The sequence below is a fragment of the Hymenobacter caeli genome (assembly GCF_013294115.1).
Classification (GTDB): Bacteria; Bacteroidota; Bacteroidia; order Cytophagales; family Hymenobacteraceae; genus Hymenobacter; species Hymenobacter caeli.
The window spans coordinates 148,621-160,625 of record NZ_JABSNP010000007.1 but is presented as its reverse complement, the minus strand read 5'-3'; the positions used below and the strand labels follow the sequence as shown (position 1 = coordinate 160,625).

Here is a 12,005-nt window from a genome sequence, read left to right as displayed (position 1 = left end):
CTGACTAAGGCCCAACAAAAAGCCTCGATTCAAGCAGAATCGAGGCTTTTCAATTTTCAGGTGCTGGGGCCCTAGCGACCGAAGTCGTCCTGCACGCGCACGATGTCGTCCTCGTCGGAGGGCTGGGCGGCGTCGGTGTGCTGCCAGATTTCGGCCACGATGCCCCAGCCGTCGAGGCCGATGAGGCGGTGGCGCTCGCCCTGCTGGAGGGTGATTTGCTCGCCGGGGCCGTAGTGCTGCGGCTCGTGCTGCTCGTCGGTGGCGCTGGTGGCCACGGCGATGGGGCCCTGCACCACGCGCCAGATTTCGGCGCGGCGGTGGTGGTACTGCCACGAGAGGCGCTGCAAGGGGGCCACCACCAGAATTTTGGGGCTGAGCTTGCCCGAGATTTTCAGGCCCTCGATGGAGAGGCCGTCGAAGTACTTATCGGCAAACTGCTGGGCCTGGCTTTCGTCGAGCACGAAGAAGCCGCCCCAGGGGCGCGTCTCGTCCTGCTTGTCAATGCCGAAGCCCTCGCCGCGCAGGCGCTGGGCTACTTCCTCGAATACGAGGTGCTTTTGGGGGTCGGGGGTGCTCATGGGGAAAGGATGGAAGTGAAGGGAAGGGCCAAAAAACGGGCCGCCCGCCCGCGCTGTGCGCTAGCCGGCGGCCCGCAAAGATGGCAGAATTTCTTACCAGAACACCGAGTACAGGGCCACCACGATGCCCAGCACCAGCAGGGCCCCCGCCGTGAAGGTGGCGTTGGGCCGGAACATCGCCGTGTCGATTTCCAGGCCGCCGGTGCGGGTGGTGCGGCGGCTCTCCAGCAGGCTGATGACGACCATGCCGATAATGCAGAAGACGAACACGAACCCCATGCGGTCGAGGAACGGAATCTCGTACACCCCGTTCACGGGCACGGCGAAGCCGAACGGGGCCAGGAACGAGAGGTTGGCAAAGCCCGGCAGGAACTTGAGCAGCACCGACAGCAGGAAGCCCCCAATGGTGGCAAACATGGCCGCTGTGGACGTGGCCTTCTTCCAGAAGAAGCCCAGGATGAACATGGCGAAAATGCCCGGCGACACGAAGCCCGTGTACTCCTGGATGTAGGTGAAGCCGCCCTTTTTGTCGATGCCCAGGTGCGGGGCAATGAGGGCCCCCAGGACCATGGCCACCACGACGGCGATTTTGCCGGTGTTCACCAGCGTCTTCTCCGAGGCCTCGGGGTTGATGGCTTTCTTGTAGATGTCGAGCGTGAAGATGGTGGCGATGGAGTTGGCCTTGCCGGCCAGCGAGGCCACCACGGCCGCCGTGAGGGCCGCGAACGAAAGCCCTTTGAGGCCCGCCGGCAGGATGTTGAGCAGCACCGGGTAGGCGCGGTCGGGGTTCACCTCGCCGCCTTGCAGGAACTCGCCGGCGCCGAACACGTTTTGCTTGTAGAGAATGTAGGCCGCGATGCCCGGCAGCACCACGATGACGGGCATCAGGAGCTTGAGGAAGGCCGCGAACAGGATGCCGCCGCGGGCCGTGGGCAGGTCGGCCCCCAGGGCCCGCTGGGTGATGTACTGGTTGCAGCCCCAGTAGTTGAGGTTCACGATCCAGAGGCCCCCGAGCAGCACCGTCATGCCCGGCAGGTCGATGTAGCTCGGGTTGTCGCGGTGCAGAATCATGTGGAAGTGGTCGTTGGCCTGGGTGTACATCAGGTGCAGGCCGTTGAAGACGCCCGTGGTGCCGTAATGCTCCGACACCAGGTTGACGGCCAGGTAGGTGGTGGCCAACCCGCCCAGAATCAGGAAAAACACCTGGATAACGTCGGTGAAGCCAATCACCTTCATGCCGCCCAGCGTGATGATGACGGCGAAAAACGCCATGGCGTACATGCACACGTTGAGGTTGATGCCCGACACGGTGCTGGCCGCGATGGCCCCGAGGTAGAGGATCGAGGTCAGGTTGACGATGATGTAGAGCAGCAGCCAGAAAATGGCCATGATCATGGCCACCGTGCCGTTGTAGCGCTGGTTGAGGAACTGCGGCATGGTGAAAATCCGGTTTTTGAGGTACACCGGAATGAAGAACACCGCCACCACCACGAGCGTAATGGCCGCCATCCACTCGTAGGCCGCGATGGCCAGGCCCATCTTGAAGCCCGAGCCCGACATGGCCACGAACTGCTCGGCCGAAATGTTGCTGGCAATCAGCGACGAGCCGATGGCCCACCACGTCAGCGAGCCTTCGGCCAGGAAGTAGTCCTTCGAGCCGCTGGCTTCGGACTTTTTGCGCTGGTAAATCCACAGCCCGTAGCCGGCGACGACCACGAAGTAGATGAGGAAAACGATGTAGTCGGCCGTGGCCAGTTGGTGTTGCTTCATGAGGAGGGAAAGGTGCGCGGGACCCGCCAAATCGGTGGAAAGAGGTGACAACCAAAGCCAGAGCCACGCCACTGCCGCCCTGGCCGGGCGGCGCGGGCCCCGTCTAAAAGGCGAAGGTGCTCAAACTTCGCAACAAAGTCACCATCGGGGCGGGCATTGGGCCGGCAATCGTTTGTGGAGCCCCGCCGGGGGAGCTGCCGCGCCGGTACCCGCCGGGCCCCTAAAACAGCACCGCCAGCTGCATGCGGCCGGTGTGCACGATGTTGAGCCCGCTGGACTTGCGCCCGTCGTAGGCCACCGTCAGGTTGAGGCCGTTGCTGAGGCGCTGCTCCAGGTTCAGGTTCCAGGTGAGGTTGGTGCCGGCGCGCAGGGCGTTCAGGATTTCCAGGCCCACCACCGAGTTGGGGTCGCCGCCGAAGCCCACGCGGGTGACGTGCGTGGCGGCGGTGAGGGTGCGCTTGCTGACCTGGCTGAGGCGGGTTTCCAGGCCCAAATCGTCGAACACGCCCGCCACGCCGTAAAAAGCATCTTCGCGCACGTTGCGCTTGCTGGTGTGCAGGTAGGTGCCGGTGAAGCGCAGCGCGGGCGAGGGCTGGTAGCTGATTTCGGGCTGCACGGCGTAGTTCAGCAGGCGGAAGTTGCGGCTGGTGGTGGCCGTGGTGAGGTAGTCGCTCTGGGCCTCGCGGATGTCGCGGGAGAGGGTGAGGCGGCCCGTGAAAAACTGCGCCAGCGTGCGCCGCACCAGCAGGCTCTGGGTGGCCAGGTTGCGCAAGTCGAACCCCTCGGTGAGCAGGGTTTTCTGCTGGGTTTGCTGCACCGTCAGCTCGGCTCCGAAGATGGGGTTGGAGCGGTTGAAATACAGCGTGTTGCGCAGCAGCTGGTTGTAGGCCAGCAATTGGTCGTCCTGGGTGCCGTAGCCGAACGGGCTCAGGCGCTGGCCCAGGCCGGGGTTGGTGGTGCGGCGGTCCACGGTGATGCTGGTGAGGGTGGCGAAGCGCGCGGCCGCCGCCCGCAGGCCCCCGGCCTCGTGCCAGCCGCGCGGGGCCGCCGTGGTGAGGCGGTAGCTGAGGCGGTTGGTGAAGGCGGTGAGGTAGTCGGCCGTGGGCAGGTACACCTTGATGTAGGTGCGGTACTGGGCGTCGGGCGTCTGGGCCTCAAAAAACTCGTTCTTCTCCTGGATGCCGTTGCCGTTCACGTCCACGTAGTAGTGGGTGCCCTGGCCGGCGGGCACGGCCAGGAAGGAGTAGTCGCGGCGCAGCTCGCGCCCGGTGGCCACGCTGTAGCTCAGCTCCGAGCGCACCTGGTTCTGGAACAGGCCCACGTTGTAGTCGATTTTGCCCAGCACGGTGCGGCTCAGGGCGCTGTCGCGCTGGGCCAGGCTGCGGTAGGTGGCGATGACGCGCAAATCCTGGTTTTTGCCGGGGCGGGCGGCCAGGCTGCCCTGCCAGGTTTGGGCGGTGCTGCGCACGGCCAGGGCCTGGAGGTCGGCGGTGGGGGCCTGGTCGCGCCGGTAGCTGTAGTCGAGGCGGAACTTGGTGCGGGCCGAGTCGCGGCTCTGGAGGAAGAAGTTGTGCTCGTCGAAGTAGTTGGCCGTGCGCACGCTGTCGCCGGAGGGCAGGGCCACCCGGTTTTTGTCGAAGCGGTAGGCGTAGCCCGGCACCAGGGGCCCGCCCACGTAGCGGGCCGTGCCCTCGCCCCGCGCCCAGGTGGAGTGGAAGCGCCCGGCGTCGGAATTCAGCAAAAACAGCGAGCCGCGCAGCTCCAGGCCCCCAAATTTCTGGGCCCCGTCGAGCCAGTGCTGCAAGCCGTTCACCGCGCCCGGCCGGTAGCGCCGGCTCAGGCGGTAGCTGAAATTGTTGTTGACGTTTTTGGCCAGGCCCACGCTGAAGTTCAGCACGTTGTCCGACCGGGCCACGCCGCCCACGTCGTTGCCCTGCACGGTGCTGGCCGTGCTCCAGTTGCGGTCGAACTCCACGTCGCGGTAGCGGTCGATGGGCGCGAAGCGGGGGGCCGTGTACTCAAAATCCAGCGTCGAGCGCAGGCGGTAGTCGCGCAGGCCGGGCAGGTTCAGGCGGCGGTCCTGCACGGCGTAGCCCACGTGCAAGGCCCCGCCCCGGTCGCTCTCGGGCGAGAAGCGGTTGCGCTCGAGCCGCGACTGGGCCACGTCCACGAACACGGTGGCCCCGCGGGCCACCTCGTAGCTGGCCCCGGCGCTGGCCATTTGCTTGAGCTGCGGCGTGGGCAGGCGGCGCGTGGGCTGGTAGCGGCCCTGGCGCACCCCGCCCACGGGGGCCACGTACTCGTACACGCGGCCGTTGGCGGCCACGTACTTGGTGCTGGCCACGTAGTCGCCGTTGCCCGGGCCCAGGTCGGTGAAGCGCACCGTGTACACGCCCCGCACGGAGTCAATCGGCGCGGTGGCCCCCACGTAGGTGAACACGGCCACCGGCTGGGCGGCCCCGGGCGGCAGCACCACGTCGCGGTGGTACTGCACAATGGTGTGGTTGAAGGCGGCCGAGTCGGCCCCCGGCGCGTCCACGGCGGCCACGTTGCCGGCTCCGCGCAGCAGCAGGCGGTCGGCGGGGCTTAGCTCCAGGTTGGCGGCGTTGTCGGGGTTGTCCGATTCCTGGTAGAAGCTGGCGTGCAGGGCCAGCTTGCCGATTTGCTGGTAGTGGCTCAGGGCGTAGAGCGAGCGGGAGTAGTTGAGGTCGGAATACTCAAAGTCGAACTTGAGCCGCGAGTTGCTGGTGATGAGGTGGCGCGGCGTGAAGGTCACTTCGGCCAAATTATAGTCGATGGTGTAGTCGGCGTCGAAGCCCCGCACCATCAGCCGGCCGTCGAGGTACACCCGCTCCGAGTTGGCCAGCACGATGATGAACTGCTCGCCGTTGGGCCCCGTGAGGCGGTAGGGCCCCTGCACGTTCTCGATGGGGGCCACGTCGAGGCTGGCGAATTTGCCCTTGGCCACCCCGCCCGCCACCGCCGTGGACGATTGCCAGGCCAGGCCCTTGGCCGTGCGCCCGCTGGCCGTGGCGGTGGCCCCGGCCAGCGGGGCCGCGCCGGCCAGCGGGGCCCGGCGGTTGGGGTCGGCCTGCTGGGGCTGGCTGATGCCGGCGGGGTTGAGGGTGGGCACCGCCCCGCCCGGGGCGGCCGGCAGCTGCCCGGGCTGGCCGTTCAGAAACACCGTGTTGGCCACGCCCTGGGCCGCCGGGCCGTTGGTGAGGCCCGGCAGCGGGGGCCCGATGTTGGCCTCGATGGCCGCGCCCTGGATGTTTTTGTAGTAGCGCAGGAAGTAGTCGGGCTTGTTGCGCAGCACCACGTCGCCGGCCGTCAGGCTGCCCTGCTGGCTGGTGAGGGTGATGTAAATCTTGTCGAACTGCTGGAGCTGCTGGGTGTTGCCCTCGGGCTGGAACGGCACGTTCTGGTCCGAAATGGCCGCCGTGAGGTGGATGCCGTCCGTGAGCTGCCCTTCCAATTGCAGGTTCAGGGCCGAGTTCACGAACACGTTCTGGGTGTTGCCGAAGCTGATGCCCCGCGCCAGGTTGCCGGTTTTGCTGATGCCCGGCGTGTTGAGAATCTGCTCCTTCACCGAAAAATCCTCGTACCCGAACGGCCGCTGCCGGAACCCCACGCTGTCCATGAGCCGGGCCGAGCGCCGGAAGCGGGCCGTTTCCAGCCGCAGCGGCAGCACCCGGTAGCAGAGCAGCACCGAGTCGGGCCGCGGGGCCCCGGCGCTGTCGCGCGGGGCGGGCCGCACGAGGCGGTAGCGGGCGGTGCGCGGGTCGTAGGCCACGGCGCGGCCGCCGGCCGTCACGGAGGCCGGCACCACGGTCAGCGTGTCGGCCAGGGCGAAGTCGGTGGTGTCGCGGCCCAGCGCCAGGCGCAGGTAGCGGCAGCGCCGGGTGTTGGGCGGCAGCGCTTCGCGGGCCGGCCGGGGCGGGGCGGGGGCCGCCGGCCCCGCGGCCTTGGGCGCGGCGGCTGCCAGCTTAAGCGCGGCCGCTGGTTTAAGGGTGTCGGCCCCCGGCCGCTGCTGGGCCCGGGCCGCCGGGCCGCTCAGCCCCGCCCACACCGCCACCAGTAGGCCCAGCCAGGGAAAGCGCAAGCGGTAGAAACGGGCCATGCAGTAAAGGTCGGAACGGGGCCGTAACGCCGCCGGGCCCGGTTTCGTGTCACGGCCCACCGCCTAGCCCGCCAGGGGCAGCTCGATGAAGAACTGGGTGCCCTCCCCCACCACGGTTTCGAACCAGAGGCGGCCCCCGGCGCTCTCGATGCCACGCTTGGCCACGGCCAGCCCGATGCCCGAGCCGCCCTCCTTGGTGGTGAAGTTGGGCACGAACACCTTGGGCCGCACGTCGTCGGCGATGCCCGCGCCGTTGTCGGCAATGGTAATCAGCACCTGGCCGGGGCCCGCGGCCCGCAGCGCCACCGTCTGGCGGGGCGGCCGGCCGGGCGGCACGGCCTGCTTGGCGTTCAGCAGCAGGTTGTTGAAGGTGCGCACGAGCAGGCTTTCGTCGGCAAACACGGTGTAGGTGCCGTCGGGGGGCAGGGCCAGGCGCAGCTCGCCGTTTTCGTCGCCGTCGCTCTGCCGGAACAAATCGGCGCAGCGCCGGAGCACGGCCACCACGTCGAGGCGCTCGGGGCGCATGGCGGGCAGGTTAGTGAAGGTGCTGAACGAGGTGGCGATGTCGCTCAGCACGTCCACCTGCGTAATCAGCGTCTGACTGATGCGGCCAATCAGCTCCTCGGCGTTGGGGCGGCGCTCGGCAATGGCCCTCTGCAAAAATTGCAGGCTCAGCTTCATCGGCGTGAGCGGGTTCTTGATTTCGTGGGCCACCTGGCGGGCCATTTCGCGCCAGGCCACTTCTTTTTCCTGGGCGGCCAGCTCGCGGCGGCTGGCTTCGAGCTTGCCCAGCATGGCGTTGTACTCGCGCACGAGCAGGCCAATCTCGTCGTCGCTGCTGCGGTACGGTATCGGCTCGTTCTGGCCCGTGAGGGTGGTGCGGGTGAGTTTTTCGGTGATGAGCTTAAGGGGGGCCGTGAGCTGCCGCGCCGCCACGAAGGCCAACCCCAGAAACAGCAGAAACATCACCGTTACGATGTTGAGCAGCGTAGTAAACAGCCCCGTGAGCTTAGTATCGAGATTTTTGGCCGAGTCGAAGAACGGAATGCCGAGGTAGCCCACGATGGGGCCCGCCGCGTCGTCGGGCAGCAGGTCGGCGGGGGCCCCGCGCGGGCGGCGGCCCGTGAGGGGGTAGCCGGCGCTGTCGGCCACCTCGCTGGCGCTGGCCCGCACCGGCAGGTACAGGGCCGTGAACGCCAGCGTGCCGGCCTGCTCGGTGAGCAGGGCCCGGCGGGCCCCGCGCTCGCGCAGGGTGGCCACGGCCTCGGGGTTGAGCAGGGGCCCCAGCAGGCCGGCCTCAAAAATGAGGGGCTGGCTGCTGGCCAGCAGTTCGCCGCGGGCGTTGTAGAGGTTGATGTCGGTTTCGGTGAGGGCGGCCACGTTGCGGGCCAGGGCGGCCAGCAGGGGCCGGGCGGTAGTGTCGGCCAGCAGGCGGCGCTGGGCGCGCACGCTGCCCAGGGCCAGCTCGCCGCGCCGCTCGTAAGTGCGCATCAGGTCGGAGCGGTACGAGGCGATAAGCTGGCCGGCCGTGGCCACGCTCACCACCGCCAGCGGCACCACGATGCCCGCGTTCAGCAGCAGCTGGATGCGCGCGCTGAAGTTGAGCCGCAGCCGCACCCCGGCCCGCCGCCGCCGCAGCAGGTAGGCCCCGCCGAGCACCAACCAAAACCCGGCCGACAGCAGGAACTGAAACGAGAAATTGGCCAGCCCGTCGGCCAGCGAGTAGGTAGCCGTGGTCACCACCACGGTGCGCTGCCCGGCCCCGCGCACGGCCAGGTGCTGGTAGCCCCCCAGCTCCAGCCCCAGGGCGTAGAGGCGCGGGTCGCGCAGGCGGGCGGGCGGCAGGCGGTTGGCGTAGTCGAACTCGCCCTCGCTGTACACGAGCCGGCCGCGGTCGTAGCCGGCGTAGCTGAGCTGGTCCACGCTGCTGGGCCGGAAAAACTTCTGGTCCACGAGCAGCTCGGGCAGCACGCTGTACGAAGTCAGCTTTTTCAGGGTGAGGTCCACCCGCACCGTGCCCAGGGCGGGCCCCACGCCACCCGGGCCGGGCCCGCCCACGGCCGCCAGGGCCACGTAGTGCCGCGAGCTGAACGAGTTGTCGGCCCGCAGCAGGTACACGCCGCGCTGGTCGGTGCGGGTGGCCCGGCGGCGAATGGCACGGCCGGCCTGGGCCAGGCTGGGCGTGCCGGCCGGGGCGTCGAGCGGCTGGCCGGCGGCGTCGTACAGCGTCACCTGGCTCTCGTACTTGTCGAAATAATCGCCCAGGTACTGCCGGTCCACGCGCCGCACGGCGCTTTCTACCCGGCCGAAAGAACCGGTCAGCGCTTGCCGCACGAACGGGTCGGCGGCAATCTTATTGATGCGCTCTTCGAGCAGAAACTCCCCTTGGAAGTCGTTGTCCACCAGCAGGCTGCTGGCCAGCCGCTGCTTGTCGGCCAATAGCTGCTGCTCGAACTGCTCGTGCAGCGCCAGGGCCCCCGTGGTGGCGGCCAGCCCCCCCAGCAGCACTCCCAGGGCCCCCAGCTGGTAGCCCCCCGCCGGGCCCACCCGCAGCCGCGCGGCCCGCACCAGGGCCCCGAACGTGGCCAGCACCCCCAACAGCAGCGCCAGCGGCTGGCCCAGCACCAGGCCCAGCAGCAACGACACCGCGGCGGTGCCCGCGGTGCCCAGCAGCAGCAACCGCTCGGGCACGTGTTGCAGCACGGTTTCGGCCAACTGCGTGAGCAGGAAGAAGCCAATCAGGTAGGCCCCCGTTTGCGCCACCAGGGCCAGGGCCAGCACCACCCGAAAACCGGTCAGGGGCAGGCCGCGCGTCACGTCCAGGCTCAGCTGGCCCCCGGTAAAGATGCTGCCGTAGTCCACGTACAGCAGCCACAGCAGCCCCCAGAACAGCCCCCCCAGCGCCGCAATGGCCAGCGCCTGCCCCCGGGGGCCGCGCGGGGCCGGGGCCCGCTCCGCCACCCGGCTGCGCACCCACAGCACCCCCACCCCGGCGGCGGCCCCAAAGGCCAGCAAGGCGTTCACCAGCAGGTCGCCCAGCGAGGGGGCCACCAGCGAGGCGGCGTACACGCGCGGGTCGAACAGGGGCAATTCGATGAACGAAAACGGCAGGCCCAGGTACAGCAGCGCCCCGCGCAGCAGCAGCAGGGGCCCGCCCACCACCAGCAGCGCCGTGCCCGCCCGCCCGGCCCGCCAGTAGCGCCAGGCAAGCCCGCCCCAGCCCGCCGCGTACAGCAGCACCGCCAGCACCAGCAGCGCCAACGGCACGTACTGGCCCGTGAGCCGGTACGGAAATGCTTGCTTGATGGAAAACAGGTACGCTCCCTGCGGCGACCGAAACGCCGGCAGCTGCTGGGCCGTACTGTCCAGCACCACCCGCAGGCGCAGGCCCTGGAACACGTCGGCGGTGCTGCCCTCGCGCAGGTAGCGGTTGCGGATGCCGTAGTGCCGCTCCAGGGGCACGTAAACCAGCACTTGCCAGGGCCCCGCGCGGCGGCGCACCAGGAGGAAGCGCCCAAACGTCGTTTCCACGGCCCGCTCGGGGCCGGCCCCGGCCAGGTCGTCGGCGCTGGGGCGCAGTTCGGCCGACGACCAGTAGCGCAGCTTCCCGTCGCGCAGCACGAAGGCGGGGTAGTACGACGTGGCCAGCAGCCGGGCGAAGCTGTAGTCGCCGCGCGGCACTTGGGCGGCGATGGCGTCGGCGTCGCGGCTGGCCACGGTTTCGGCGGCCCGCACCAGCTGTTGCAGGCGGCGCAGGTCGGTGCGGCGCACCACGCCCGGCAGCTGGCCGTAGCGGCTGGCCAGAAAGCCCAACGTAAAGAATACCCCCGCCAGCACCAGCAACGCCACCGGGCTTGGCCGCCAAGTGGTCAGCAATTTTCTCACGGACGAAGGGCTGAAGCGAAAGCTCATTTCAGCAAAAATGCCGCCAATTGGCGGCATTTTATAAAATCAGTCGGTGCGGGGCCGGGCCAGGAGCCGCCCTACTTGGCTTTGGCGGGCTTGGGGTGGGTGCGGCGGTACCAGAGGAAGCCCACGGCCCCCATCAGCAGGTAGGGCACGGAGGCCATGTACACGATGCCCTTGTTGAGCCCCGACACGTCGTAGTCGTCGTTTTCGGCTTTGGCGGCCTCCACCTGGGCCTTGCACATCACGCACTGGGCCCCGGCCACCAACGGCGCCAGCCCCAGCATAAACACGAGCGCCAGCGCGGCCAGTGCCCGGAAAATCGTTGCTTTCGTTTTCATATAAGCTACCAACAGGTTTTTAACGGTAAAGTTCGGCCCGCCCGCCCGGCGCACCGCCAAAACTTAAGTATAATAAGGGGCAATCATGAAGTACACGATAACGCCCGTCACCGACACGTAGAGCCACACCGGAAACGTCCAGCGGGCAATGGCCTTGTGCTTGGTGTACTGGCCCGTGAGGGCAAAGTAGAGCGTAAACAGCACCAGGCCCACCGTGACCACGGCCAAGCTGATGTGGGTGAGCAGCAGCAGGAAGTACACGTAGCGCACCGCGCCCACGCCCCCGAAGTGCGTGCTGGCTACCTGCGAATGATAAGCCACGTAGGACAGCAAAAACAGACCGCCCAGGGCGAAGGCCGTGCCCATCATGGCGCGGTGGCGCAGCACCTGCTTTTGCCGGATGAAGTAGTAGCCGGCCAGCAGGCACACCGCCGTCAGCGAGTTCAGCACGGCGTTCACGGCCGGTAGAAATTTTACCTGGGCCCCGGGAATGCGGAACACGTTGGGAAACGAAAACAGCACCGCTACCAGCAGCGGCACCACCACGCCCAGCGTACCAAGGATAATTTTGTAGCGCGTGTAGTCGCCAGCGGGCAGCACGGGCGGGTGCAGTTGTTCAGCGGGGGTGGGCATAGTCGTAGAGTTGCACGTTGATTTCGGTGAGCAGGCGGTCAATTTCCCGCGGCTTGGTGCCGTCGTACACGCCACGGACGCGCCGGTCGCGGTCCAGCAGCAGCAGCCGGCCCGGAAGCAAGTCAGCGGCCGGCACGGGGGGCAGCTGGTGCGGGCGGGCGGCCCGGCCCAGCTCGCCCCGCACCAGGGGCCCCAGCACCGCCGCCGGCCCCGTTAAGAACATCCATTTACCGGCAATGGTGCCGTATTGTTCGGCCAGCCGGGCCAGCGCGGCGGCGGGGGCCGGACCAGCGTCCAGCACCACCGACGCCAGGCGCACCTGGGGGTCGTGGCGGTATTTTTCCTGCACTTGCAGCAGCTCGCGGGCCACTCGGGCGCTGGTCTCGTCGGGCCCGAACAGCTGGGCCACCCACACGCCACGGCCCAGGTCCTGGCTGCTCACCTCGCGGCCGTCGGAAGCCAGCAGGCGAAACAGCGCTACTTGGTGGAAAACAGTATCGCGCTGCCACTTACCGCCAACCTGCGTGGAATCCACGCGGTCGGGCAGGTAGGTTGGCAGCGCGTAACGGTTGGAGCCGAAACGGTACAGAAACAGAAAGGCCAGCACCGGCAACAGCAGCAGAAAGCCCAGCAACAGGGTTTGGCGGGGCCGCATCC

Annotated in this window: 7 protein-coding genes; all 7 read right to left on the bottom strand. The window is 68.2% G+C overall.

Translation table 11 applies throughout. The features are described from left to right. Nucleotides 1-71 precede the first annotated feature (71 nt). A complete protein-coding gene (locus HNP98_RS09500; RefSeq protein ID WP_173809826.1) occupies nucleotides 72-578 on the bottom strand; it encodes a cupin domain-containing protein in 507 nt (168 codons plus the stop codon). Between the two features lie 93 nt (nucleotides 579-671). Then, nucleotides 672-2,348, bottom strand: a complete 1,677-nt coding sequence (locus tag HNP98_RS09495) for a sodium/sugar symporter (RefSeq protein ID WP_173809825.1) — start codon at nucleotides 2,346-2,348, stop codon at nucleotides 672-674. A gap of 220 nt (nucleotides 2,349-2,568) precedes the next feature. Continuing rightward, entirely contained in the window at nucleotides 2,569-6,468 is a 3,900-nt protein-coding gene (locus tag HNP98_RS09490; protein ID WP_173809824.1) for a hypothetical protein, read from the bottom strand. 63 nt (nucleotides 6,469-6,531) lie between these two features. Further along, nucleotides 6,532-10,353: a sensor histidine kinase gene (locus tag HNP98_RS09485; protein WP_173809823.1), complete on the bottom strand. Its 3,822-nt coding sequence runs from the start codon at nucleotides 10,351-10,353 to the stop codon at nucleotides 6,532-6,534. A 98-nt stretch (nucleotides 10,354-10,451) separates the two neighbouring features. Beyond that, nucleotides 10,452-10,715, bottom strand: coding sequence for a hypothetical protein (locus HNP98_RS09480; RefSeq protein WP_173809822.1), 264 nt, complete (start codon nucleotides 10,713-10,715; stop codon nucleotides 10,452-10,454). Nucleotides 10,716-10,778: 63 nt separating this feature from the next. Further along, nucleotides 10,779-11,348, bottom strand: coding sequence for a DUF420 domain-containing protein (locus HNP98_RS09475; RefSeq protein WP_173809821.1), 570 nt, complete (start codon nucleotides 11,346-11,348; stop codon nucleotides 10,779-10,781). Continuing rightward, the gene (locus HNP98_RS09470; protein ID WP_173809820.1) at nucleotides 11,332-12,003 is read right to left on the bottom strand and encodes a hypothetical protein; all 672 of its coding nucleotides are present in this window, start codon (nucleotides 12,001-12,003) and stop codon (nucleotides 11,332-11,334) included. Before HNP98_RS09470 ends, HNP98_RS09475 begins: the two co-directional genes overlap by 17 nt. Between the last annotated feature and the right edge of the window lie 2 nt (nucleotides 12,004-12,005).

Bases quoted from the DNA above. Each gene is read 5' to 3' on its own strand.
- HNP98_RS09500 (WP_173809826.1), bottom strand. From the start codon at position 578: ATGAGCACCCCCGACCCCCAAAAGCACCTCGTATTCGAGGAAGTAGCC.
- HNP98_RS09495 (WP_173809825.1), bottom strand. From the start codon at position 2,348: ATGAAGCAACACCAACTGGCCACGGCCGACTACATCGTTTTCCTCATC.
- HNP98_RS09490 (WP_173809824.1), bottom strand. From the start codon at position 6,468: ATGGCCCGTTTCTACCGCTTGCGCTTTCCCTGGCTGGGCCTACTGGTG.
- HNP98_RS09480 (WP_173809822.1), bottom strand. From the start codon at position 10,715: ATGAAAACGAAAGCAACGATTTTCCGGGCACTGGCCGCGCTGGCGCTC.
- HNP98_RS09475 (WP_173809821.1), bottom strand. From the start codon at position 11,348: ATGCCCACCCCCGCTGAACAACTGCACCCGCCCGTGCTGCCCGCTGGC.
- HNP98_RS09470 (WP_173809820.1), bottom strand. From the start codon at position 12,003: ATGCGGCCCCGCCAAACCCTGTTGCTGGGCTTTCTGCTGCTGTTGCCG.